Source organism: Streptosporangium album, assembly GCF_014203795.1.
GTDB lineage: Bacteria > Actinomycetota > Actinomycetes > Streptosporangiales > Streptosporangiaceae > Streptosporangium > Streptosporangium album.
The window spans coordinates 957,506-982,357 of the sequence record NZ_JACHJU010000002.1 but is presented as its reverse complement, the minus strand read 5'-3'; the positions used below and the strand labels follow the sequence as shown (position 1 = coordinate 982,357).

Genomic DNA, 24,852 nt, shown 5'->3' with positions numbered 1-24,852 from the left:
CTGATATATATCGCTCAGCGAGCTATAGGGCAAGATCAGACTACGATCCTACGGAGTACAGAATGCGCCCTGAGCGCCAGATCGGCTCCCCGGCGGGATCTTCCGCTTTTCAGTCCATACCCCCGCCGGCTCCCCGGGCAACCACCCACCCCCATCCACCCCGGGAGCCAAAAGAGGCAACGCCATGGAGGACACCACCCACGAACCGCTCGAACTCATCGACCGCGTCGCCGCCATCGACATCGCCAAGGCTGGCCTGGTGGTGTGCGTGCGCGTCCCGCACGAGGAACGGCCCGACCGGCGCCGCCAGGAAGTCCGCGAGTACTCCACGCTGGTCTCCTCGCTGCCGGCCCTGGCCGACTGGCTGCGCCGCCAAGCCGTCACCCTGGTCGCGATGGAAGCGACCTCCGAATATTGGAAGCCCGTCTACTACCTGCTGGAAGCCGAAGGCTTCACCTGCTGGCCGCTGAACGCCAAGCACGTCAAGAACGTCCCCGGCCGCCCCAAGACCGACAAACTGGACGCGGTCTGGCTGGCCAAGGTCGTCGAGCGCGGCATGTGCCGGCCCAGCCTGGTCCACCCCAAACCCATCCGGCAACTGCGCGACCTGACCCGCTACCGGCGCACCCTGGTGCGCGAGCGCACCCGCGTGAAGCAGCGCGTGGAAAAGCTCCTGGAGGCGGAACGACATCGGGAGAACCAGCCGCCCTGGGAGCATATCCGAGCAGGCACCTGTTCCAACGACGGAACAACTGCGGCGGCCGCCCGGAACACCCACCCACCGCGGCGCCAACCACGCCCGGGCCCACCGGCCCGCCAGAGCGGGAACATGTCCGGCAGTGCTGACCGGCGGAATCAGCGCACAGGATGCCCCGCCGCGCGCAAGGCGTCCTTCACCTCGCCGATCCGCAACTGCCCGAAGTGGAACACCGACGCCGCCAGCACCGCGTCCGCCCCCGCCTCCACCGCCGGCGGAAAGTCCTCCAGCGAACCGGCCCCGCCACTGGCGATCACCGGCACCGACACCGCCGCCCGGACGGCACGGATCATCTCCAGGTCGTAACCGTCACGGGTGCCGTCACCGTCCATGGAGTTGAGCAGGATCTCCCCCACCCCCAGCTCCTCACCCCGGCGGGCCCACTCCACCGCGTCGATGCCGGTGCCCCGGCGGCCACCATGGGTCGTCACCTCGAACCCCGACGGCGTCGCCGGGCCGTCGACCACCCGGCGGGCGTCCACCGACAGCACGATGCACTGCGCGCCGTAACGCCGCGACACCTCGGTCAGCAGCTCCGGCCGGGCGATCGCGGCGGTGTTCAACCCCACCTTGTCCGCCCCCGCGCGCAGCAGCCTGTTCACATCCTCGACCGTCCGCACCCCCCCGCCGACGGTCAGCGGGATGAACACCTGCTCGGCCGTCCGCCTGACCACGTCATACATCGTCGACCGGTCGGAACTGGAGGCCGTGATGTCGAGAAACGTCAGCTCGTCGGCCCCCTCGGCGTCATAGCGGCGGGCCAGCTCCACGGGGTCCCCGGCATCGCGGAGATTCTCGAAGTTGACACCCTTGACGACCCGCCCGGCATCCACGTCCAGACAGGGGATCACCCGTACCGCGACACTCATCTCTCTACAGCTCCTCATTCACGGTAAGCCTCGACCTCGGCCTCGACAAGCATGCGCGGATCGATCAGACCCGCCACCCGCACCCCGGTGCACGCCGGGCGGACGTCGCCGAACAGCTCGGCGTGCGCGCGACCGACCTCGTCGTAATGGGCGTCGTCGACCACGAAATAACGGACCCGGACCACGTCATGGCGCGACAGCCCCGCCTTCTCGATCGCGTCCAACGCGATGCCGAAGACGGCCAGCGCCTGCCGATAGGCGTCACCCACATGCTGAACCTCACCGTCGACGGTCGCGGTGCACCCCGAGACGAGCACCCATGGACCCGCCACCACCGCACGGGCATAGCCGTACCGCTCCTCCCAGACACCACCGCTGAACACCCGCGTGCCGGAGCAGTGAGTCACCGCGTTTCCCCCCATGTGACGCAACCTACGAGCTCACCGCGGCCAGGGCCTCTTCAAGGGTGAAGGCCTGCGCGTACAGGGCCTTGCCGACGATCGCCCCCTCCACACCGAGCGGGACCAGCTCCGCCAGGGCACGCAGATCGTCCAGAGACGAGACGCCACCGCTGGCGACCACCGGCCGATCGGTACGGGCGCACACCTCACGGAGCAGATCGAGGTTGGGGCCGCGCAGCGTGCCGTCCTTGGTGACGTCGGTGACGACATAACGGGAACAGCCGTCGGCCTCCAGGCGCTCCAGCACCTCCCACAGGTCACCGCCGTCCTTCGTCCAGCCACGGGCGGCGAGAGTGGTGCCGCGGACGTCGAGACCGATCGCGATCCGGTCACCGTACTCAGAGATGATCTTGGAACACCAGGCGGGATTCTCCAGCGCGGCGGTGCCGATGTTCACCCGGCGACAACCGGTCGCCAACGCCAGCTCCAGCGAGGCGTCGTCGCGGATGCCACCCGACATCTCCACCTTGACGTCGAGCGCGGCCACGACGGAGGCCATCAGCTCCCGATTGGAGCCCCGGCCGAAGGCGGCGTCGAGGTCGACCAGATGGATCCACTCGGCACCGGCCTCCTGCCAGGCGAGCGCAGCCGAGAGAGGGTCGCCATAGGAGGTCTCGGTGCCGGCCGCCCCCTGGACCAGGCGGACCGCCTGGCCGTCGGCGACGTCCACGGCGGGCAGCAGCTCTAGCGACATCTGATCAGGACCTCCGGTCGAAAACAAGGGTGACGAAAAGCGGCACGAAAAGCACCGAAAGAACAAACACGCCGAGCCGCGCGGTCCACGAGGACCACAGTAGCCAGGCGATGGCCTGAACAATGAAGAACAGAACGGCCACCAGACCGTTCTGCGCACGCCGGCGACGGGCCATGATGCCGCCCTGAACCGCGATCCGCACGGGCCTGCCGGGCAGCAGCGCGGTCAGCCGGCCCACCCGCTGCCGCCGCCGGACCAACCGGGCCTCACGCTCGGCACGCAGAGCCGCCTGACGCGCCTGCTCCGCCTCCCGCTCGGCCCTACGCCTGGCCCGCTCCTTACTCACCGACACTCACCGGCGGCTCGCCGACAGCCAACCCGACAGCCCGTCTGGCGGCCCGCTGAAGGACTCACTTGACGGTCCCCAGCCAGTTCGTGAGCAGCTGCGCTCCGGCGTCACCCGACTTCTCCGGGTGGAACTGGGTGGCCATCAGCGGACCGTTCTCCACCGCCGCGACGAACGGGACACCATGCTCGGCCCAGGTGACCAGAGGATCGGTGAACCCCGGCCCCGCCCGCAGCTCCCAGCTACGCACCCCATAGGAGTGGACGAAATAGAAACGCGTGTCACGGTCCATGCCCTCGAACAACACCGTGCCCTCAGGCGCCCGGACCGTGTTCCAGCCCATGTGCGGCAGGACCGGCGCGTCCAGACGCTCCACCGTCCCCGGCCACTCACCACAGCCCTCGGACGTGACACCGTGCTCGACACCCACCTCGAACAGGATCTGCATACCGACGCAGATACCCAGAACCGGCCGACCGGCCGCCAGGCGCCGGTCGATGATGCGGTCACCGCGCACAGCACGCAGCCCGGCCATACATGCCGCGAACGCGCCGACACCCGGAACGACAAGACCGTCGGCCTCCATCGCCGCCTCGTAGTCAGAGGTCACCGTGACCTCCGCCCCGACCCGGGCCAGCGCCCGCTCAGCCGAACGGAGATTGCCCGATCCGTAGTCAAGAACCGTTACGTTCACCACCAGAGCCTCGCCGCGATAGTCGCCAGGACCGCGAGGACGGCCAGCAGCAGCGCGCCCTTCTTCAGCCCCTGTTTGAAAAAGGAGATGACCCCGCCCACCAGGAAGAGCGCCACGAAGGCCATGGCGACAGCGGTCCCGTTGTCACTCACAGAGCCCTCCCCACCGGACGGACCCGCCCGCTCACAGCACGCCCTTGGTGCTCGGCACACCGCTCGCGCGAGGGTCGAGCTCGGAGGCCTCACGCAGCGCCCTGGCCAACGCCTTGAACTGGGCCTCGACGATGTGATGGGCGTTACGGCCATAAGGGACACGGACATGCAGGCAGATCGCCGCCTGAGCGACGAACGACTCCAGGATGTGCCTGGTCATCGTCGTGTCGTACTCCGCACCGATCATCGGGGCCATGCCCTCGGGCTCGGCGTGCACGAGATACGGCCGACCGGACAGATCGACCGTCACCTGCGCGAGCGCCTCGTCCAGCGGACAGGACGCGCTACCGAACCGACGGACACCCGACTTGTCACCCAGCGCCTCACGGAACGCCGCTCCCAGGGCGAGCGAGGTGTCCTCGATCGTGTGATGGGAATCGATGTGCAGATCACCCTCGGTCTTGACGGTCAGATCGAACAGACCGTGCTTACCCAGCTGGTTCAGCATGTGGTCGTAGAACCCGACACCGGTCGACACCTCGACATGCCCACTCCCGTCGAGGTCGACCTCCACCAGCACCGAGGTCTCCTTCGTGACCCGCTCGACCCGGCCGAAACGCCTGACCGAACCGTCTCCACCGATGCTGCTCACAGGGTCTCCTCCAAAGCGGCGCGGAAGGCCGCCATCTCCTCGGACGTTCCGATCGAAACTCTCAGCCACCCCGGCGGCCCCACCTCACGGATCAGCACCCCGCGCTCCAGCACACCCCGCCAGACCGCATGCCGATCCTCGAAGCGCCCGAACAACACGAAGTTGGCATCGGAGTCGGCGACCTCCAACCCCCTGCCACGCAGCCACTCCACGGTGGCGTCCCGCTCAGCTCGCAACGCGTCGACCGTACCGAGCAGCTCAGCCCGGTGGGCCAACGCGACCCGCGCCGCCGTCTGGGTGAGCGTCGACAGGTGATACGGCAGGCGGACCAGGAGCAACGCCTCGATCACCGCCGGATGGGCGGCGAGATAGCCGAGCCGGGTGCCCGCCATCGCGAACGCCTTGGACATGGTCCGCGTGACGATGAGACGGGGATTCTCCGGCAACAGGGTCAACGCCGACGGAGTGCCGGTGCGCGCGAACTCGAAATAGGCCTCATCCACCACGACCATACCCGGCGCGGCCGCGACGATCCGGGCGATCACCGCCGGATCGAGCGCGGTACCGGTCGGATTGTTCGGCGAGGTCAGGAAGACCACGTCCGGCCGGTGCTCACCGATCGCAGCGACGGCCTTGTCCGGGTCGATCCCGAAATCCTCCTCGCGCGCCCCGGAGATCCACTCGGTCGAGGCAGCCGTGGTGATGATCGGATGCATCGAGTAAGACGGCTCGAAGCCCAGCGCGGAACGGCCGTACCCGCCGAAGGCCTGCAGAATCTGCTGGAGCACCTCGTTGGAGCCGTTGGCCGCCCAGACCTGCTCGACCGTCAGACCATGACCCAGATACCCGGCCAACTCCCCACGCAGGGCGACCGCGTCACGGTCCGGATAACGGTTGAGTCCGGCCGCGCCGTGCCGTACCGCCTCGGCCAGGTCGGTGACCAGCGACGCCGAAGGCCCATAGGGGTTCTCGTTGGTGTTGAGCCGCACCGGGACGTCGATCTGGGGGGCGCCATACGGCGACCGCCCGCGCAGATCATCCCGGATCGGCAGGTCCTCAAGCTTCACGCGGGCGTCTCCCAGTCAAACCTTGCGCGGATCACGGACACCGGACGGGCACTCCCCGGCGGAACACCTCCCGGACACAACGGAAACGGCACCAGCACGGGCCGGCAGGTCCTCACGAAGGCACCTCCCAGTCGAACCGCGCGCGGACCGCCGCACCGTGTGCCGGCAGGTCCTCGGCATCGGCCAGGACGCACACGTGCTCCGCGGCGCCTGCCAGAGCCTCACGGGTGTAGTCGACGACATGGACGCCGCGCAGGAAGGTCTGCACCGACAGCCCCGAGGAGTGGCAGGCACAGCCACCCGTGGGCAGCACATGGTTGGACCCGGCGAGGTAGTCGCCGAGCGAGACCGGCGCGTAGGCGCCGACGAAGATCGCCCCGGCGTTGCGGACCCGGGCCGCCAGCGCGGGCGCGTCAACAGTGTGGATCTCCAGGTGCTCGGCCGCGTAGGCGTCGACGACCCGCAGCCCCGCCTCCATGTCGTCGACCAGCAGAATCGCCGACTGGCGACCCGACAGAGCCTCGGTGATGCGCTCGCCATGCTTGGTCGCGGCGACCTGACGGGGCAGCTCACGCTCCACCGCGTCGGCCAGCCCCACCGAGTCGGTGACCAGGACGGCCGCGGCGATCGTGTCGTGCTCGGCCTGGCTGATCAGGTCGGCGGCCACGTGCACCGGGTCGGCCGTCGCGTCGGCGAGGATCGCGATCTCGGTGGGCCCCGCCTCGGAGTCGATGCCGATGCGCCCCTTGAGCAGCCGCTTGGCGGCGGCCACCCAGATGTTGCCAGGACCGGTGACCATGGTCGCCGGCGCGCACTCCTCGGTGCCGTAGGCGAACATCGCCACGGCCTGGGCGCCGCCGACGGCATAGACCTCGTCCACGCCGAGCAGGGCGCACGCGGCCAGGATGGCCGGGTGCGGCAGCCCGCCGAACTCCTTCTGCGCGGGCGAGGTGACCGCCAGGGAGGGCACCCCCGCCTCCTGCGCGGGGACGACGTTCATCACCACGCTGGAGGGATAGACCGCCCGGCCACCGGGGACGTAGAGGCCCACGCGCTCGACGGGGATCCACCGCTCGGTGACGGTGCCCCCGGGCACGACCTGGGTGGTGACGTCGGTGCGCCGCTGGTCGCGATGGACCAGGCGGGCACGGCGGATCGACTCCTCCAGGGCCGCCCGGACCCTGAGGTCCAGCTTCTCCAGCGCCTCGGTGATCGCCTCGGCGGGCACGCGGGTGGAGCCGAGCTCGACGCCGTCGAACCTCGCGGTCAGCTCCCGCACCGCCTCGACGCCACGATGATGCACGTCCTCGCAGATCGGCCGCACCTTCTCCAGGGCGGCTTCGACGTCGAGTTCGGCACGGGGCAGCACGTCGCGCAGGTCCTCGGGGAGGGCTCCGCGCAGGTCGGTACGGGAAATCACCTATCTAGTCTACGTAGGTCCGGCGCCGAGTCCCGTTCTGTCCGCCATCCGGACATCGGCTTTACGATGTAGATTTTCTTCAGCCGCTAGGCTTCCCCTGTGAGCAAGAGCAGGAACAAGGGCGGCCAGGGCACCCCGGCGACGGTGGCGCTGACCCAGGCCGCGGTCGATTTCACCCTCCACCCCTACGAGCACGACGCCTCCGCCCAGGCCTACGGCGAGGAGGCCGCCGACGCGCTCGGCGTGCCGTACGGGCAGATCTTCAAGACGCTCGTGGCCGAGGTCGAGAGCGGGCTGGCCGTCGCCGTGGTGCCGGTGTCGGGCAAACTGGACCTGAAGGCGTTCGCGGCGGCGCTGGGGAGCAAGCGGGCGGCGATGGCCGACGCGGCCAAGGTCGAGCGGGTCACCGGTTACGTGGTGGGCGGGATCAGCCCGCTGGGGCAGCGCAGGCGGCTGCCGACCGTGGTCGACGCCTCGGCACTGGACTTCGCGACGGTCTACTTCTCGGCCGGACGGCGCGGGCTGCAGATCGAGACCGCCCCCGCGGAGCTGGTACGGCTGACCCAAGGGATCACCGCGTCCATCGGCAAGGCGGGCTAGACCTCCCGGCACCCGCGTTGTCAAAGGTTGCCGACGCGTCCGGGGCGCCCTTCGGCGAGACTCGGCGCAGACCGCACCCGATCGGGGGACCACATGCACTACCTGACCGCCACCGAGATGCTCGAACTGCTGCGCACCAGGCAGGTGAGCGCGACCGAGCTGCTCCAGGCGCACCTGGACCGGATCGAGGAGGTCAACCCCCGGGTCAACGCAATCGTCACCCTGGCGACCGACCGCGCCCGGCAGGAGGCCGCGGAGGCCGACCGGGACCTGGCGAGGGGGCGCCCGCGCGGGCCGCTGCACGGCCTGCCGGTCGCGCACAAGGACCTGACCGACACCGCCGGGATCCGCACCACGTACGGCTCGCCGCTCTTCGCCGACCACGTCCCCGACACCGACTCCCCCATCGTGCGGCGGATGCGCGGAGCCGGGGCGATCACGATCGGCAAGACCAACACCCCGGAGTTCGGCACCGGCTCGCACACCGTGAACAAGCTGTTCGGCGCCACCCGCAACCCCTACGACCTGTCGCGGTCGGCGGGCGGCAGCAGCGGCGGCGCCGCGGCGGCGCTGGCGACCGGGATGACGGCGCTGGCCGACGGCTCCGACATGGGCGGCTCGCTGCGCAACCCGGCCTCGTTCTGCAACGTGGTGGGGCTGCGGCCGACACCCGGCCGGGTGCCGGCCCCCTCACCCACGGCGGCGTGGTTCACCCTCGGCGTGCCGGGCCCGATGGCCCGCACCGTGGAGGACCTGGCGCTGCTGATGAGCGTGATCGCCGGGTTCGACGCCGCCTCCCCCCTGTCCATCGCCGAGAGCGGCACGGTCTTCACCGAACCGCTGGAGCTCGACCTGACCGGGCTGCGCGTCGCGTGGAGCCCGGACCTGGGCGGCCTGCCGGTCGACGCGGAGACGGCGAGGGTCACCGCCGAGGCCCCCGCGGTGCTCACCGGACTGGGCGCGCGGGTGGAGAGAGTGGAGCTGGACCTGTCGGACGCCGAGGACGCGTTCCGGATCTACCGGGCGTGGTACTACGCCCTGTCCTTCGGCGACCTGCCCCAGGACGCCCTGGGAGAGAACGTCCGCTGGAACGTCGAGCGGGGACGCGCGGTGACCGGGGCGGACCTGGCCAGGGCCGAGCGGCTGCGCAGCGGCCTCTACCAGCGGATGACCGGCTTCTTCGGCACCTACGACTTCCTGATCGCGCCGGTCAGCCAGGTGCCGCCGTTCCCGGTGGACGCGCCGTACGTCTCGGAGATCAACGGACAGGAGCTGCCGGACTATCTGGCGTGGATGCGCTCGGCCTACTGGATCAGCGTGCTGCACGCCCCCGCGGCGTCCGTGCCGTGCGGGTTCACCGCCGACGGGCTGCCGGTGGGCGTGCAGATCGTCGGACCGCCCTTCGCCGACCTGGAGGTGCTGCGGCTGGCCCACGCGTTCGAGCGGGCCACCGGGCACGGCACGCGCAGGCCCGCCGGGCTCTGAGGGCGCGCGGTCACCTGTCGCTGATGTCGTAGGAGGACATCGGCCCGTAGGGGTCCTGCCCGCCGAACGGGCGGCGCAGCGGCGAGTCACGGTAGCCCGCGATGCCCTCCAGCCCGAAGAACACGCCGACGGCCAGCAGCGGCCAGGCGCACATCACCCCCGGGGCGGTCAGGCCCAGCGGGCCGGGGATCAGGGACACGGACGCCCCGGCGGCGGTGACGCTCCCCGCCCCCAGGTTGACCGCCTGTCCGACCACCAGCGTGAGGTAACCGCCGAGCAGGCCGCCCGCAGCCAGGCCGAGCACCACCGCGAGCGGGCGCCCCCTGCGCGACAGGCCGTAGCCGATGGCCCCGCAGGCCAGCCCGAGCGCACCGGTGACGACCGCGAACCAGCCGTCGGCCGCGATGAGCGCCTGGGTTGAGGGGTCGGCCAGCAGCGGTCCCTGCTTGGTCATGACGTACGGCGGGCGCGGCGCGAGAAGGGACCACAGGGCACCGGAGCCCACGCCCAGCAGGCCGAGCACCAGCACCGTGACGGCGAAGTCGCGCGCGTGCCGCAATGTGTTTCCCCTCACCCTGTGCACTGATGTGCCCGATGTTACCGACCCCCCGGCCTGTGCTCCCCGAGACTCCGCCCGAATCCCGTTAGTCTGTCCGGGTGAACGAAGAGGTATGGCTGATCGAACCGTCCGGGCCGCTACGTGGCGACGTCGAGGTCCGCGGGTCCAAGAACGGCGTCTCCAAGCACATGGTCGCCGCGATGCTGGGCGTCGGCGAGAGCACGATCCACAACGCCCCCGACGTGGGCGAGGTCGGGATCACCGCGCAGATGCTGCGGGCCCTCGGCATCGACGTGGAGATCACGCCCCGGGAGATCAGGATCGCCCAGGGATCGCAGATCAACCCCCACGTGCCCGCCGCGTTCACCGGTCTCAACCGGATCCCCATCCTGATGCTGGGTCCGCTGCTGCACCTGGCCGGCGAGGCGTTCGTGCCGCTGGTGGGCGGCGACCCGATCGGGCGGCGGCCCGTCGACTTCCACGTCGAGGCGCTGCGCGCCATGGGGGCCGAGGTCGAGGTGAGCGACACCGGCGTCTACGCCAGGGCCAAGCGCCTGCGCGGGACCCGGATCGAACTGCCCTACCCGAGCGTCGGCGCGACCGAGACGATCCTCATGTCGGCGGTGCTCGCGGAGGGCAAGACCGTGCTCAAGGGCGCGGCCATGGAGCCCGAGGTGGTGGAGCTCGCGCTGTTCCTGCAGCGCATGGGCGCGCGCATCGAGCTCAGCCCGGACCGGCGCATCGTGATCGAAGGCGTGGAGCGGCTGCGCGGCGCCTCCACCTGGCTCAACGGCGACCGGATCGAGGCGTTCTCCTACCTGGCGGCCGGTCTGATCACCGGCGGCGAGGTCCGGGTGCACGGCTGCCCCCAGGACCGGCTGGTCACCGCGATCACCACACTCGCCCGGATGGGCGCCGAGATGGACATCACCGACGACTACGTGTCGGCGTCCGCGCCGGACGGGCTGCGGGCGGCGGCGGTGCAGACCGACACGCATCCGGGCTTCATGACCGACTGGCAGACACCGCTGATGGTGCTGTTCACACAGGCCCAGGGCATGTCGGTGCTGCACGAGACGGTGTTTGAGAACCGGCTGGTCTACGTGCCCGCCCTGCAGCGGATGGGCTGCGAGATCGAGGTCTTCGACGTGTGCCTCGGCGGCCCGGCGTGCCGCTACCACGACACCAACGCCAAGCACTCGGCGGTCGTGCGCGGCGTGTCCAAGCTGCGCGGCGCCGACGTGACGCTGCCCGACATCCGGGCCGGGTTCTCCGCGGTGCTCGCGGCCGCCGCCGCCGAGGGCATCTCCACGCTGCGCGGGGTGCACCACATCGAGCGGGGCTACCATCGCCCCTTCGAGCAGTTCGCCTCACTGGGCCTGAAGATCAGCAGGGCGGAGGCCCTTCAAGAGTAAAATCTTCCACCCGGATGTTTATGGCTGATCATCCGGTTGCACCTTACTATCTGTGATATCGCGACGACACGAGGTAAGGCACAGTCCCGCCGTGTGCCTGCAGGCGCTGCTGGCCTGCGGCGTGCTCGGCGGGCTGCTGGCGGCCGCCGCACTCCTACCGGTGGTCGGCAGCGTCGGGATCACCACCAACAGCGTCGCGCGCACCCTGACCGACCTGCCCCCCAGCCCGCATGAGAACCCGCTCCCGCAGCGCACGGTGCTGCTGGATCGGAACGGCAAGCAGTTCGCCCAGTTCTACACGGAGAACCGGCAGATCGTCCCTCTCCGCAAGGTCGCCCCGATCATGAGCCAGGCGATCGTGGCGATCGAGGACTCCCGGTTCTACGAGCACGCCGGTCTGGACATCAAGGGGACGCTCCGGGCGCTGGTGACCAACGCCCAGGCCGGCGGGGTGCGGCAGGGAGGGTCCTCCCTCACCCAGCAGCTCGTGAAGAACATCCTGGTCGAGAACGCCCAGACCAGCGCCGAGCGCGCCCAGGCCCGGGCGCCGAGCCTCAAACGTAAGATCATCGAGCTGCGGTACGCCCTGGCGATGGAGAAGAAGTACAGCAAGGCCGAGATCCTGGAGCGTTATCTCAACATCGCCTACTTCGGCGCGGGCGCGTTCGGGATCGAGGCCGCGGCCCAGCGGTTCTTCTCGGTCCCGGCCGCCAGGCTGTCCCTGCAGCAGGCCGCGACCCTGGCCGGTGCGGTGCGGACGCCGTACGCGACGGACCCGTCGCTGGACAGGCAGCGCCGTACGCGCCTGCGCGAGCGCAGGGACATCGTGCTGGACCGGATGGCCCAGGTGGGATACATCACCCAGGCCCGGGCCGACACCACCAAGAAGAACCCCCTGCGCCTCCGGCTGAAGCCGGAGCCCGGTGGCTGCGCCGAGAGCGCCTACCCCTACTTCTGCATCTATGTCCACAAGGAGCTGCTGAACAACCCGGTCTTCGGCAACACCCGCGCCGAGCGGGAGCGCCGCCTGGCCAAGGGCGGCGCCGTGCTGCGCACCACCGTCGACCCGATCGCCCAGCGGGCGGCACAGCGGGCCATCTCCTCGCGGGTCGGCGCCAAGGACACCGAGGTCGCGGCCGAGGCCATGATCGAGCCGGGGACCGGGCGGATCCGGGCGATGGCCGCCAGCAAGAAGTACGGCCGCAACCCCGGCAACACCAACAACGGCTCCCGGACCACCTACAACCTGCCCGCCGACATGGCGCACGGCGGCGGGCAGGGATTCCAGGCCGGCTCCACGTTCAAGGTGTTCACGCTGGCCACCGCCCTGAGCCGCGGCTGGCGGTTCGACCAGGGCTACATGACGCCGGGCAGCTTCGTGCCCGACTCGGGCTACGTCGACTGCCGGGGCCACAAGGTCAACGACCCCAACACCGAGATCTTCAACGCCGGCGGCGAGGGCTCGGGCGGCCCGTACAGCCTCTCCACCGGCACCTGGAAGTCGGTGAACATCTTCTACATGATGCTGGAGCAGCGGGTGGGCCTGTGCCGGGTGGTCAGGACCGCCAAGGCGCTCGGCATCGTCCGCGCGGACGGCAAGCCGCTGCACGAGGTCCCGACCTTCACCCTCGGGGCCAACGAGATGGACCCGGTGACGGTGGCGGGGGCGTTCGCCGCCTTCGGCGCGCGGGGCCGCTACTGCCGTCCGATGGCCATCAGCGACATCGTCGAGCGGAACGGCAGGCGGATCCAGGTGCCGCCGAGCTGCGACCAGGCGATCGACCGCGGGGTGGCCGACGCGGTCAACCACATCCTGACCGGGGTGTTCACCAAGGGCACCATGACGGGCCAGGGTATCGACCGCGAGGCGGCCGGCAAGACCGGCACCAACAACGGCTACACCTCGGCGTGGTTCGCCGGATACACCCCCGACCTGGCCGCCGCGGTCAGCCTGGGCGACATCCGCGGCTCCTACCGCCATCCGCTGCGGGACGTGGAGATCGGCGGCGAATACTACGGCGAGGTCCAGGGCGCCTCCCTGCCCGGCCCCATCTGGGTGTCGTCCATGTCCGCCGCCCTGCGGGACGTCCCCCCGTCGTCCTTCCACCATCCCGACATGGGGCGTTTCGGCGGCGGTCACACCCCCGGCCTGGAGAAGGACGAGAAGGACAAGAAAGCCGAGGAGGCGGGACGCCGCGCCGGGGAGCGCCACACCGTCGAACGCGGGCTGTACCGCCGGCAGCGCATCTTCCTCAGGGAGCGGCAGAACCGCAGATACCGCGAGTGGAGAAGGTGGATGGACGACCGCTGGTGAGCGCTTTCGACGCCTGGCTCTTCACCGTGCCCGCCGAGCAGCCGAGGATCTCCGCGGTCTGGGTCTCGCTGAGGTCCTCCCAGTAGCGCAGGACGACCACCGCGCGCTGCCGGGGAGGCAGCGCCCGCAGGGTCTCCATCAGCACGTGGCGCAGGTCGAGGTCGGCCTCCCGCGCCGACCGTTCGGGCGGGGCGTGCGTCGGGATGATCCGCAGGATCGCCCGCCGCCGGGCACGGTTGATCGAGTCGTTGACGATGATGCGGCGGACATAGGGCTCGGGGTTGTCGTGGCGCACCCGGTCCCAGCTGCGGTACGCGCGCTCCAGCGCCGTCTGCAGCAGGTCCTCGGCGTCCCGTGCGGCGCCGCACGCGAGGTAGGCGACCCGGAGCAGGCTCGTGCCGCGCGCGCTTCGCCTGGTACATCCGCGTCCGCGAGCTGAGCGCCCGCGATTGTCCGGCAGAGCGGGGGATACCTCTGTCCCGGCGGGAAGTATGACATTGGACCCGCCGCCTTCTATCTACGGAAAAGAGCACTGACATCGACACGAACGGAACATGACGTGTCTTTCCTACGTCGCATCGTCGCGAGGGCACTCCTTGGGGCCCTGGAGGCGTGTGACCGGCAGCGCGCCCGGGCGGCGTCGCCTCCCGACGGCCACGAGGTGCGCATCCTGCTGTTGCACGCCAACGGCATGGGCGGCACGATCCGAACCGTTTTCAACCTCGCCGGGCACCTCGCGCGGACGCGCGACGTCGAGATCGTGAGCGTGTTCAGGGAGCGTGAGCAACCTTTCTTCCCCGTTCCCGACGGTGTCCGCGTCCGCTACCTCGACGACCGGCTGATCCGCGCCTGGGCCCACGGGCACGACGGCCTGCTGGTCCCCCCGGGCAGGATCACCGCGCCAGCCGAGGGCGTCTGCCGCCTGATCGAGGACGAGGAGCTGCGCCGCGCACTCGGCGCCAACGCGCTGCTCACCGCGGTCCGGCATGACAACGGCAGGCCGTTCACGCCTCGGGGCGTGAACGGCCTGCCTCGGGGCGTGAACGGCAGGCCGTTCACGCCCCGAGGCAGGCCGGGCCCAGGAGCTGCTTCAGATCGCCCATCAACGCCGGAGAGGGTGCCACGCGCAGGCGGTCGTCGAGGCGGACAACGGTGGTCTTCGGGCCGTTGTGCACCTGCAGATGGACCTCGGTGGTGCCGGGGTGGGCGATCATCACCTCGATGGCGCCCTCCAGGTCCTCCAGCATGGTCAGGACCCAGGTGTCGCCCTTCTTGGTGACCTTGCGCTGGACGCCGCTCAGGATGCCGCCGACCGTGACGACCTGCCCGTCGGGCCGGTTCTCACCCTGGAGGGCGGCGATCGAGCAGTCGGCGCCGGAGGCGAGGATGTGCTCCACACCGAAGAGCGGGTGGTCGGAGACGTAGAGGCCGAGCATCTCCCGCTCGAACGCCAGCAGGGTGGTCTTGTCCCACTCGCCCGGCGGGATCTGCACGTCGAAGGTCTGGTCCTCGGCGCCCTCGATGGCGCCGAACAGGGAGTCCTGGCCCTGTGCCTCGTTCTTCTTGATCCCGATGATGCTGTCGACGGCCTGCTCGTGGACCATCACCAGGCCCTTGCGCTCGTGCGTGAACGAGTCGAAGGCGCCCGCCTTGATCAGCGACTCGATGACCCGCTTGTTGCAGACCACCATGGGGACCCTCCACAGGAAGTCCTTGAAGTCGGCGAAGCGGGTCTTCTCCTTGCGCGCCGAGATGATCCCGTCGACCACGTTGCCGCCGACGTTGCGGATGGCCGACAGGCCGAACCGGACGTCGGAGCCGCGCGGGGTGAAGTCGAAGTCGGAGTCGTTGACGTCCGGCGGGAGCACCTTGATGCCCATGCGCCGGCACTCGTTGAGGTAGAGGGCCGACTTGTCCTTGTCGTCCTTGACGGAGGTCAGCAGGGCGGCCTTGCCGAGCGAGAACCCGGCGACCTTCTGCGCGATGGCCATGACCTGCTCCTGATAGATGATCAGGCCGTAGGTCGTGCCGAGGATCTCGGCGAGCGGCTCCTCGAACTCGGGGTGGATCGGGGTGATCTCCTGCATGCCGGTCTTGCGCAGCGCGTAGTTGGTGTGGGAGTCGGCGCCCATCGGCCCCGGCCGGTAGAGCGCGATGAGGGCGGAACAGTCCTCGAAGTTGTCGGGCTTCATCAGCCGCAGCAGCGACCGCATGCCGCCGCCGTCCAGCTGGAACACGCCGAGCGTGTCGCCGCGGCCCAGCAGCTCGTAGGTCTTGCGGTCGTCCAGCGGGAGCTTGAGCAGGTCGATGTCCTCGCCCGTGGTGGACTTGATCGCCTTCAGGCGGTCGTCGAGGATCGTCAGGTTGCGCAGGCCCAGGAAGTCCATCTTGAGCAGGCCGAGCGTCTCGCAGGTCGGGTAGTCGAACTGCGTGATGATCACACCGTCGGAGTCGCGGCGCATGATCGGGATGTAGTCGGTCAGCACCTCCGAGGACATGATCACGCCGGCGCTCGTCGAAGTCGATGTCGACGTCGGGCATGGAGACGCGGTCGGGGTTGAGGAACCGCTCGAAGATCAGGCCGTGCGGCAGCGGGTCGAGGTCGGTGATGCCCAGCGCGTACGCCGCCAGCGAGCCGGCCGCCGAACCACGGCCGGGTCCCACCCGGATGCCGTTGTTCTTCGCCCACATGATGAAGCCGGCGACCACGAGGAAGTATGAGGGGAACCCCATCTGCAGGATGACGTTCATCTCGAACTCGATCTGGGCCCGGTGCTCCTCGTCGACGCCCTCGGGGAAGCGGCGCTCCATGCCCAGCCAGATCTCCTTGCGGAACCAGCTCTCCTCGGTGTCCCCCTCGGGGATCGGGAAGGTGGGCATCAGGTTCTTGAACCCGAACATCCCTGTCGGGTCGACCTTCTCGGCGACCAGCAGCGTGTTGCGGCACCCCTCGGCCCACAGGTCGGAGGAGTCGACGGCGCGCATCTCGTCGGCGGCCTTGATGTAGTAGCCGCTGCCGTCGAAGCGGAACCGGTCGGGGCCGGACAGCTGCTTGCCGGTCTGGATGCACAGGAGCGCGTCGTGGGAGGTCGCGTCCGGCCCGTAGGTGTAGTGGGAGTCATTGGTGACCAGCGGCGGGATGCCCAGCTCCTTGGAGATGCGGGTCAGCCCGTCGCGGACCCGGCGCTCGATGCCGAGCCCGTGGTCCATGATCTCCAGGTAGTAGTTCTCCTTGCCGAAGAGCTCCTGGGACCGCGCCGCCGCCGCGACCGCCTCGTCGTACTGCCCAGGCGCAGGCGGGTCTGGACCTCGCCCGACGGGCAGCCGGTGGTGGCCATCAGCCCCTCGGCGTGCTCGGCGAGGATCTCGGCGTCCATCCGGGCCCACTTGCGGACGAAGCCCTCGGTGTAGGCGCGCGAGGAGAGCTTCATCAGGTTGGTCAGGCCCGTGGCGTTCTTCGCCCAGATCGTCATGTGGGTGTAGTAGCCGCCGGCGGACACGTCGTCGCGCTTCTGGTGCGGCTCACCCCACAGGACCGGCTTCTTCTGGTGCCGGGAGGCCGGGGCGACGTAGGCCTCGATGCCGATGACCGGTTTGATCCCGGCCCCGGTGGCCTGCTTGTAGAAGTCGTAGGCGCCGTGCATGTTGCCGTGGTCGGTGATCGCGATGGCGGGCATGCCCAGGTCACCGACCTGTTTGAACATCTGCTTCAGCCGGGCGGCTCCGTCGAGCATGGAGTACTCGGTGTGAACGTGAAGATGCACAAACGAGTCGGACATGCGGCCTCGTTCCTCCCCCTAGGCGCGTGTCGGCGTGGGAAGCCTACGCGCGTTTGCCGCCCTTCGGGGACCCCACCCCCGCACACTCTGAGCAACGATCGGCTACTTTGAGTAATGCTCTTTCTGAGCTGGGCAAACGGAGGGACGTCGTGAAGACCGACGAGGGCTACAGCCACGCGCTCGGCAACCGCCAGGTGCAGATGATCGCGATCGGGGGCGCGATCGGCGTCGGGCTGTTCCTCGGGGCCGGAGGGCGACTCCACGCGGCCGGTCCAGCCCTGGTGCTGTCGTACGCGGCCGCCGGGCTCGCGGCGTTCTTCGTGATGCGGGCTCTCGGCGAACTGGTGCTCTACAAGCCGACCTCGGGGTCGTTCGTCGACTACGCCGCCGACTTCGTCGGGCCGTGGGCGGCCTTCGCCAGCGGCTGGATGTACTGGATCAACTGGGCGTTCACCGGCATCGCCGAGCTGACCGCGATCTCCATCTACGTGAGCATGTGGGCGCCGCAGTTCCCCCGGTGGCTCACCGCGCTCATCGCGCTGGCGTTCGTGCTGACCGTCAACCTGCTGTCGGTGCGGCTCTTCGGCGAGCTGGAGTTCTGGTTCGCGCTGCTCAAGGTGGTGGCCATCTGCGCGTTCCTGGTGATCGGGCTGGTGCTGGTGATCTTCGGGCTGGACCTGGGCGGGAACAGCGCGGGGATCGCGAACCTCACCGCCCACGGCGGTTTCTTCCCCCACGGGTTCCCCGTGGTGCTGATGAGCCTCCAGTCGGTGATCTTCGCCTATGCCTCGATCGAGGTGATCGGCATCGCGGCCGGCGAGACGAAGAACCCCCGGCAGGTCATCCCCAGGGCGATCAACGGTGTGATCTGGCGGATCGCGATCTTCTACATCGGCTCGGTCCTGCTGCTGGGCATGGTCCTGCCGTGGACCTCCTACGGCCCCGACCAGTCGCCGTTCGTGACGGTCTTCGCCGCGCTCGGCGCCCCCTGGGCCGCCGACGCCATGAATCTGGTCGTCATCACCGCGGCCCTGTCGTCGTGCAACTCCGGCCTCTACTCCACCGGCAGGATCCTGCGCGCCATGGCCCGCAAGGGCGAGGCCCCCGCCTTCGCCGGGCTGCTCAGCTCCCGCCACGTCCCCTACGGCGGCATCCTCATCACCGCGACCGTGTTCGTCGCCGGGGTCGTCCTCTACTACTTCGTCCCGGAGCGCGCCTTCAACATCGCCACCGCCATCGCCTCCCTCGGCGTGGTCACCACGTGGGGCACCCTGGTCCTCTGTCAGATCCGGTTGCGCCGCGCCGCCATGCAGGGCCTGCTCGAACGCCCTCCCTTCCGGATGCCGGGCTCGCCGTACACCGGCTGGCTGACCCTGGGTTTCCTCGCCCTGGTGGTGCTGCTCATGCCGTTCGCCGACGCCGACCAGCGCATCGCCTTCTTCTGCATCCCCCTTCTGGTGGTCACCATCGCCGCCGGCTGGCGGATCGTCGGCTCCCGGCACCGCGCCGAGGTGCCTGTTGAGTGAACGCGCCGGGCGTGGTCCGGGGCACGGCCGACAGGTCCGGGACGCCGTCACGGCCTCCGGACCGTCATGGACGGGAGGTCAGGCCTGACCGCTCGCCCGCCGCTCCTCGGCCAGGTGGAGCCCCGCCTCGATGACGGCGTTCATGATGGGGGCGAGCCGTGCCTCCCCGAGCGCGGGGGCGCGGCGGGCCATCTCGGCGACCAGACGGCGTTCGCGGTCCATGTCACGGCCGGCGAAGCCGCCGACGGGCTTGAGACGCTGGACGGTGCCGGCGAGCTCGGCTCGTCGCTCCAGGAGGACGGCGAGGGCGGCGTCGACACGGTCGATGGCACCGCGGGCGGCGAGGACGGAGCCGGGCGCCTCGGGGCGGGTGAGCGCCCCGACGACCTTCGCGGCCTCCTGGGCGGCGAGGGCGGTCTGCTCGGTCGCGTCCGGGGCCAGAAGAAGGCCGTCGGCGCCGGCGGCGATCGCGGCGCCGGCCAGTGTGGGATCCTCTCCGAGGTCGACCAGGACGGGGCGGCCCGACCGGGACCGGGCGGCCCGCATCAGGGCCAGGTCCAGGGTCACCCCGGCCAGGTGCGTACGGCTGCCGCTCTCGCAGAGCAGGATCCGGTCGTTGCCCTCGGCCACGCAGTAGTCGGCGATGGCCAGCCACTCCTCCAGGGTCGCCGCCGGACCGCGTTGGACGAGCACGGGCAGGCCCAGCCTGGCGACCGCGCGGACCAGCTGGAAGTCCTGCATCCAGGCCGCGCCGACCACCACGCCGTCGGCGTGCTCCGCGATCTCCGCCAGGTCACCCGCGGAGAACGGCTCCACCAGGACCGGCCCCGGCCAGCCGGCGCGGACCGCCGCCACGGCCCCCGCGGCACCCACCCGTCCGTGATGGTCACGCAGGCTGACCCAGCGGGCGTCCGCGCCCGGCCCGCCGATCACCACGGCCGGTCCGGCTCCCACCGCGAGCGTCCCCAGATTCACGGCCCCGCGCTCCAGCTCTGCGGTCGACAACGACATCTCGGCTCCTCGTGCTCAGCCGGCACACATCCCGCGAGCCGGCGAATCGTAAGAAACAAAAAAGGCAGAGACGTGGTCTCTGCCTGGTGCCGGCTCCGGATGGTCGCTACATCACGCTGTCACGACCGGCCCTCCCGGAACCGGCTCGATAAACACGAAATAGCAAGTCATGGGATCGACGATATGCCATCTCCGGAGCAGGCGCCACCCATTGGACAATCCGTCTCGAATTGTGGACACCCGGTTCCCGCGACAGTCGATCGTCGTTCTCGGCCTATGAGAGTATTCGGGGGTTTAGAAAGGGGTAGGTGCGGTTGATGGCCGAAGCACAGTCTTCTGAGGGACGACGCATTGCCGCCCGCTACCACCTGCGCGAGCCCATCGGCCGGGGTGGCATGGGCATCGTCTGGCGGGCCCACGATGAGCTCCTCGACCGTGAGGTCGCGGTCAAGGAGGTCCGCTATGCCGACATGCTCGGCGAGGACAACCAGGAGGACTTCAACCGGCGCACCAAGCGCGAAGCGCGTGCCGCCGGGCGGCTGACGCACCCGAACGTGGTCGTCGTCCACGACGTGGTCGAGGAGGACGGGCGCCCCTGGATCGTCATGCAGCTGGTGGAGTCCCGGTCGCTCGGCAAGGTCATCCGGCAGGACGGGCCGCTGTCGCCGGAGCGGGTGGCGGAGATCGGGCTCCGGGTGCTCGACGCCCTGCGCGCCGCGCACGCGCAGGGCGTGCTGCACCGGGACGTCAAGCCGGAGAACGTGCTGCTGGCCGATGACGGCCGGGTCGTGCTGACCGACTTCGGCATCGCGACGCTGGAGACCGAGACCGCGCTGACCATGACCGGCATCGCGGGCACGCCCGCGTTCATCCCGCCGGAGCGGATCAAGGGCGGCAGCGCGCAGCGCGAGTCGGACCTGTGGTCCCTCGGAGCGACGCTGTACGCGGCCGTGGAGGGCAAGCCGCCCCATGACCGGGGTGGGGCGCTGCCGACCATGCACGCCGTACTGAACGACGAGCCCGAGCCCCCGGTCCACGCGGGCCGCCTGCTGACCGCGGTGCTCGACGGCCTGCTGCGCAAGGACCCGGACCTGCGGATGTCCTACGACGAGGCCGCGCGGCTGCTGCGCGAGGTGGCCGAGGGCGGCAGGCAGCGTCCCGCCAGACCGGCCACGCCCGCCAAGACGGCCGTGATGCCGGCCGTGGGCGCCTCGCCGACCGACGAGACCGACCCCGGCATCCAGTACGGGGCGGCGGGCTTCCCCGCGACCGGGGCGAAACTGGAGCCGGCCGTGACGCCGCCCGGCAAGAGTCCGGCTCCCGTCGCACCGGCACAACGGCCGGAGCCGCAGAAGCCCGCCGCCGTACGGCAGAAGCCCTCTCCCCCGCCCGCGGAGGCCCCCAAGGCGGCTGGAGAGGCGCCCAAGGCCGGACGCGCCCCCTTCCCCCCGGTCCGGAGAGATCCCGTCCCCCTCCCCAGGGCCGAGCCGCTCGCACCGCCCCGGCGCGAGCCCGCCCCCGTTCCGGCTGCACGGGACTCCGATCCCGGTGACCGGGCTGCCGCGCCGGTGGCGGAACACCACTCCACCTCGCCGACGGTCACCTCCGCGTCCCGGGGGTCCCGGTCCCCGGTGAAACGCGGCCTGCTGGTGCTCGTTCCCGCGGTCCTGGTCGTCGGGGCGATAGCGGGCTGGCTCGGGATGCGCAGCCGCGAGGCGGACCCCCAGTCGGCGCTGCGCCCGAGCAAGCAGGCCGGATCGGCCGAGCCCGCACGGACGGAACCGAGTGCGGCGCCCTCCGCGTCCACCTCGCCGACCACCGACTCCACTCCCAGTCCCAGTCCCAGTCCCACCAAGACGGAGGAGAAGTCGAAGCTCCCTGAGGGCTGGCACATGCACAAGGACAGCAACGACTTCTCGATCGGCCTGCCCAAGGGGTGGTACGTGGAGAGGCGGCAGGGGACGCAGGTGCGGTTCCGCGGGCCGAACGACCCGGTGAGCTACATGATGGTCGAATACGTCGACAAGGCCGGCCCCGACCCGAAGAAGGACTGGGAGAATCAGGAGCCCTACAGCCGGGGCAACTTCCCCGGCTACAAGCGGGTCCGGATCGAGAAGGTCGACTACATGGAGAAGGCCGCCGACTGGGTGTTCACCTGGAACATGCGTGCGGGCAAGGCCCGGGTGATCAACCGGGGGTTCGTCACCAAGGGCGGCCGAGGTTACGCGATCTACTGGCACACCCTGGACAAGGACTGGAAGAAGAACCTCCCGCTCTTCGAGGGATTCACCCAGACCTTCTCCTCGAAAAAGTGAGGTCCGCCCCGACCGGCTACGATTCGTGCGTTTGGGAGGGGCGGAAGAATGACCGAACGGAAGGTGGCGGGCCGTTACCGCCTGCTCGAACCCATCGGCGAGGGTGGGATGGGCGTCGTCTGGCGGGCCCACGACGAGCTCCTCGACCGGGTGGTGGCGGTCAAGGAGGTCCGTTATCGCGGGGTCGACGAGGCCGAGCGCGCCGACCTGAACCGGCGGACGATCCGGGAGGCCAGGACCGCCGGACGGCTCGACCACCCATCCGTGATCATCGTGCACGACGTGGTCGAGGAGGAGGGGCGCCCCTGGATCGTCATGCAGATGGTCCGGTCGCGCTCGCTGGGACAGGTCGTCCGCGAGAACGGGCCGCTGGCGCCCGAGCGGGTCGCCTCGGTCGGGCTGCAGGTGCTGGGCGCCCTGCTGGCAGCGCACGCCGCCGGGGTGCTGCACCGGGACGTCAAACCGGAGAACGTGCTGCTGGCCCATGACGGCCGGGTCGTGCTGACCGACTTCGGCATCGCCTCGATGGCACAGGAGACCGGGATCACCCGGACGGGCGGGATGGTCGGCACCCCGGCCTTCCTCCCTCCGGAACGGCTCCACGGGCTGGCCGCCACCCCCGAGTCCGACCTGTGGTCCCTCGGGGCGACGCTGTACGCGGCCCTGGAGGGCCGTCCCCCGTTCGAGCGGGCCACGGCCGCGGCGACCATGATGGCCGTCCTTCACGGCGAGCCCGCTCCCCTGACGCACACCGGCCCCCTGGCCGACGCGGTCCTCGGCCTGATGGCCAAGGACCCCGCCACCCGGATGACCGCCGAACACGCCACGGCTCTGCTCGGCCGCGCGGCCGCGGGCGGCTCCCCCGGGCACCGGAACCTCGCCGGCGCGGGGTCGCCGCCCGCCCCGGCGGCCCGCCACTTCCAGTCCTCTTCCCCGGAGGACGCCGCACGTCCCGGCGGCTCCCCGTACGACGCCCGGTGGCCGCGCACCGGGCAGCACTCCCCCCAGGCGGGGCTGTGGCATGCGGGGCACGCCGGGCAGCAGCCCCCTACCGTCGAGCCGGTGGGGCCGCCCCACCTGGGCGGCCCCACCCACACCGGGCAGCCCTACCCGGACCCGGTGCGGCCGCCCCACCTGGGCGGCCCCACCCACATCGGACAGCCCTCCTCCGGTCCGGCGCGGCCGGAGCAGTGGCCGGACCGCGGCCGGCCCACCGACGCCGGCCGGTCCGCCCCCCGGGTGCGGCGGCCGGGGGCGGGGCGGGTGGCGCTCGCGACCGGGGCGCCCCTGCTCGCGGTCGCGGTCGGGGTCGGCGCCTGGCTGGTCCTCCGCGACCAGGGCGACCCGGCGGCCGCCTCACCGGCGGCCACCGTGGCGGTCCCCGGCGAGACGACCGTCCCCACCGCCCCCTCCAAGACTCCCCGGGCGACCGCCACCTCCTCCCCGGCGATCCCCAGAGGCTGGCAGCTCCACCGGGACCCGATGGGCTTCACCGTCGCGGTGCCCCGGGGCTGGGCCGTCAAGCGGTTCTCCGACCGCGACAGGGTCGAGTTCCGGCCTCCCGGGAGGAACGGCTTCCTGTGGATCGAGTCGACCGAGGATCCCGAGACGGACCCGGTCAGACACTGGGAGAAGGTGGAGCGGGGCGGGCTGGCCAAGAAGATCTGGCCGGGCTACGAGCGGATCGGCATCACCCCGCTGAGATACCGCGGCCTCCCGGCCGCCGACTGGGAGTTCACCTACCTGAAGGACAAGGTCAGGGTGCGCGTCCTGGACCGGGGCTTCCGCACGTCCGCAGGGCGTCCGTATGCGATCTACTGGGAGGGTCCGGACGACAGCAGGTCGCAACGGGTGTTCTTCGACACGTTCACGGAGACCTTCCGGCCGTGACCGAGCGGGAGGCGGCACGCTTCTGGCGCAGTCCGGGGCTGCCGGGGGTGGATCTGCTCAAGGCCAGATACGTGACCCACCGGTTCACCCGGCACGCGCACAGCGGCTACGCGATCGGCGTGATCCTGTCCGGGGTCGAGGAGTTCGACTACCGGGGCGCCCGGCACCGCGCGGGGAGCGGGAGTCTGGTCCTGGTCGATCCCGAGCAGGTGCACACCGGCCACGCCGGCGAGCCCGGCGGCTGGGCCTACCGGATGCTGTACCCGTCGATCGAGGTCATGACGGACGTCGCCGCCGAACTGCTGGCCGGGCGCGGCACACCTTACTTCCCCGAGGCCGTCGTCTCCCACCCGCACGGCGCCGCGCTGCTGCGGGCCGCGCACGCCGCCACCGAACACGGTGACGACCTCGCCTCGTCCACGCTGGCCCGCACGGCCTTCGGAGTCCTGCTGCGGCACCACGCCGCCCGCCGCCCGGCGGACGCCCGGCCCCCGGCGGGCGGGCACGCGGTACGGCTGGCACGGGAGATCCTGCACGAACGGCTCGTCGACCCGCCCACGCTGGAGGAGCTGGCGAACGCCGTACAGGCGCGGCCGTTCGCGCTGATCCGGGCTTTCAAGGCCGCCACGGGCCTGCCGCCGCACGCCTACCTGACCACGCTCCGGGTCCGGCGCGCCCGGGTGCTGCTCGACTCCGGCACGTCTGCCGCGCAGGTCGCCACCGAGGTCGGATTCACCGACCAGGCCCATCTGAACAGGCACTTCAAGCGGATCATGGGCGTACCACCCGCCACCTACCAGCGCGCAGGAACGTACAAGACGGGACCTCAAGACCAGAAATAACCTC

General features: G+C 70.5%; 20 protein-coding genes and 2 pseudogenes. 9 read left to right on the top strand and 13 right to left on the bottom strand.

Annotated features, from left to right (window positions below):
• Nucleotides 1-184: 184 nt before the first annotated feature.
• A pseudogene (locus FHR32_RS44805) lies at nucleotides 185-667 on the top strand (IS110 family transposase); the annotation flags it as partial.
• Nucleotides 668-855: 188 nt separating this feature from the next.
• Here the strand turns inward: FHR32_RS44805 and hisF are convergent.
• The 9 genes from hisF to hisD form a co-directional block, all read right to left on the bottom strand.
• Nucleotides 856-1,626: an imidazole glycerol phosphate synthase subunit HisF gene (gene hisF, locus FHR32_RS28355; RefSeq protein WP_184757565.1), complete on the bottom strand. Its 771-nt coding sequence runs from the start codon at nucleotides 1,624-1,626 to the stop codon at nucleotides 856-858.
• A 14-nt stretch (nucleotides 1,627-1,640) separates the two neighbouring features.
• Complete coding sequence (locus FHR32_RS28350; protein ID WP_312882733.1) at nucleotides 1,641-2,033, bottom strand: RidA family protein; 393 nt, start codon at nucleotides 2,031-2,033, stop codon at nucleotides 1,641-1,643.
• 25 nt (nucleotides 2,034-2,058) lie between these two features.
• Entirely contained in the window at nucleotides 2,059-2,781 is a 723-nt protein-coding gene (gene priA, locus FHR32_RS28345; RefSeq protein WP_184757563.1) for a bifunctional 1-(5-phosphoribosyl)-5-((5-phosphoribosylamino)methylideneamino)imidazole-4-carboxamide isomerase/phosphoribosylanthranilate isomerase PriA, read from the bottom strand.
• A 4-nt stretch (nucleotides 2,782-2,785) separates the two neighbouring features.
• Nucleotides 2,786-3,127 (bottom strand): hypothetical protein, encoded by a 342-nt coding sequence (locus FHR32_RS28340; RefSeq protein ID WP_184757562.1) that lies wholly within the window; start codon nucleotides 3,125-3,127, stop codon nucleotides 2,786-2,788.
• Between the two features lie 64 nt (nucleotides 3,128-3,191).
• Complete coding sequence (gene hisH / locus FHR32_RS28335; protein ID WP_376773399.1) at nucleotides 3,192-3,821, bottom strand: imidazole glycerol phosphate synthase subunit HisH; 630 nt, start codon at nucleotides 3,819-3,821, stop codon at nucleotides 3,192-3,194.
• A complete protein-coding gene (locus tag FHR32_RS28330; RefSeq protein ID WP_184757908.1) occupies nucleotides 3,818-3,973 on the bottom strand; it encodes a CG2302 family histidine operon protein in 156 nt (51 codons plus the stop codon). The genes hisH and FHR32_RS28330 overlap by 4 nt, the downstream gene beginning before the upstream one ends.
• Before the next feature lie 31 nt (nucleotides 3,974-4,004).
• Nucleotides 4,005-4,625, bottom strand: a complete 621-nt coding sequence (gene hisB, locus FHR32_RS28325) for an imidazoleglycerol-phosphate dehydratase HisB (protein ID WP_184757561.1) — start codon at nucleotides 4,623-4,625, stop codon at nucleotides 4,005-4,007.
• Nucleotides 4,622-5,692 carry a histidinol-phosphate transaminase gene (locus tag FHR32_RS28320; protein WP_184757560.1) on the bottom strand — a complete coding sequence of 357 codons (1,071 nt, stop codon included), beginning with the start codon at nucleotides 5,690-5,692 and terminating at the stop codon, nucleotides 4,622-4,624. The genes hisB and FHR32_RS28320 overlap by 4 nt, the downstream gene beginning before the upstream one ends.
• A gap of 112 nt (nucleotides 5,693-5,804) precedes the next feature.
• A complete protein-coding gene (gene hisD / locus FHR32_RS28315) occupies nucleotides 5,805-7,112 on the bottom strand; it encodes a histidinol dehydrogenase (protein WP_184757559.1) in 1,308 nt (435 codons plus the stop codon).
• Nucleotides 7,113-7,211: 99 nt separating this feature from the next.
• Between hisD and ybaK the strand changes: the two genes are divergently transcribed.
• Both ybaK and FHR32_RS28305 read left to right on the top strand, forming a co-directional pair.
• On the top strand, nucleotides 7,212-7,712 hold the full coding sequence (gene ybaK, locus FHR32_RS28310) for a Cys-tRNA(Pro) deacylase (RefSeq protein WP_184757558.1): 501 nt from the start codon (nucleotides 7,212-7,214) through the stop codon (nucleotides 7,710-7,712).
• 93 nt (nucleotides 7,713-7,805) lie between these two features.
• Nucleotides 7,806-9,197: an amidase gene (locus FHR32_RS28305; RefSeq protein WP_184757557.1), complete on the top strand. Its 1,392-nt coding sequence runs from the start codon at nucleotides 7,806-7,808 to the stop codon at nucleotides 9,195-9,197.
• A gap of 10 nt (nucleotides 9,198-9,207) precedes the next feature.
• Here the strand turns inward: FHR32_RS28305 and FHR32_RS28300 are convergent, their stop codons facing one another.
• Nucleotides 9,208-9,756 carry a hypothetical protein gene (locus tag FHR32_RS28300; protein ID WP_184757556.1) on the bottom strand — a complete coding sequence of 183 codons (549 nt, stop codon included), beginning with the start codon at nucleotides 9,754-9,756 and terminating at the stop codon, nucleotides 9,208-9,210.
• 98 nt (nucleotides 9,757-9,854) lie between these two features.
• On the opposite strand from FHR32_RS28300, the gene murA reads away from it, so the two are divergent.
• Nucleotides 9,855-11,171 (top strand): UDP-N-acetylglucosamine 1-carboxyvinyltransferase, encoded by a 1,317-nt coding sequence (gene murA, locus FHR32_RS28295; RefSeq protein ID WP_184757555.1) that lies wholly within the window; start codon nucleotides 9,855-9,857, stop codon nucleotides 11,169-11,171.
• A 91-nt stretch (nucleotides 11,172-11,262) separates the two neighbouring features.
• Nucleotides 11,263-13,485 (top strand): transglycosylase domain-containing protein, encoded by a 2,223-nt coding sequence (locus tag FHR32_RS28290; protein ID WP_312882732.1) that lies wholly within the window; start codon nucleotides 11,263-11,265, stop codon nucleotides 13,483-13,485.
• On the opposite strand, the gene FHR32_RS28285 is transcribed toward FHR32_RS28290, so the two are convergent.
• Both FHR32_RS28285 and dnaE read right to left on the bottom strand, forming a co-directional pair.
• On the bottom strand, nucleotides 13,424-13,876 hold the full coding sequence (locus FHR32_RS28285; RefSeq protein ID WP_246467836.1) for a SigE family RNA polymerase sigma factor: 453 nt from the start codon (nucleotides 13,874-13,876) through the stop codon (nucleotides 13,424-13,426). The genes FHR32_RS28290 and FHR32_RS28285 overlap by 62 nt on opposite strands.
• 664 nt (nucleotides 13,877-14,540) lie before the next feature.
• Nucleotides 14,541-17,264, bottom strand: a pseudogene (gene dnaE, locus FHR32_RS28280) (DNA polymerase III subunit alpha).
• A gap of 149 nt (nucleotides 17,265-17,413) precedes the next feature.
• Here dnaE and FHR32_RS28275 point away from each other — a divergent pair.
• Complete coding sequence (locus FHR32_RS28275) at nucleotides 17,414-18,790, top strand: amino acid permease (protein WP_312882731.1); 1,377 nt, start codon at nucleotides 17,414-17,416, stop codon at nucleotides 18,788-18,790.
• Between the two features lie 78 nt (nucleotides 18,791-18,868).
• On the opposite strand, the gene FHR32_RS28270 is transcribed toward FHR32_RS28275, so the two are convergent.
• Complete coding sequence (locus tag FHR32_RS28270; protein ID WP_221466242.1) at nucleotides 18,869-19,801, bottom strand: chorismate mutase; 933 nt, start codon at nucleotides 19,799-19,801, stop codon at nucleotides 18,869-18,871.
• A gap of 317 nt (nucleotides 19,802-20,118) precedes the next feature.
• On the opposite strand from FHR32_RS28270, the gene FHR32_RS28265 reads away from it, so the two are divergent.
• From FHR32_RS28265 to FHR32_RS28255, 3 genes are read left to right on the top strand one after another with little or no spacing between them, the layout of a single operon-like run.
• On the top strand, nucleotides 20,119-22,116 hold the full coding sequence (locus FHR32_RS28265) for a serine/threonine-protein kinase (protein WP_184757553.1): 1,998 nt from the start codon (nucleotides 20,119-20,121) through the stop codon (nucleotides 22,114-22,116).
• A gap of 48 nt (nucleotides 22,117-22,164) precedes the next feature.
• Nucleotides 22,165-24,006 (top strand): serine/threonine-protein kinase, encoded by a 1,842-nt coding sequence (locus FHR32_RS28260; RefSeq protein ID WP_184757552.1) that lies wholly within the window; start codon nucleotides 22,165-22,167, stop codon nucleotides 24,004-24,006.
• Nucleotides 24,003-24,848, top strand: a complete 846-nt coding sequence (locus FHR32_RS28255; protein ID WP_312882730.1) for an AraC family transcriptional regulator — start codon at nucleotides 24,003-24,005, stop codon at nucleotides 24,846-24,848. The genes FHR32_RS28260 and FHR32_RS28255 overlap by 4 nt, the downstream gene beginning before the upstream one ends.
• Nucleotides 24,849-24,852 lie beyond the last annotated feature (4 nt).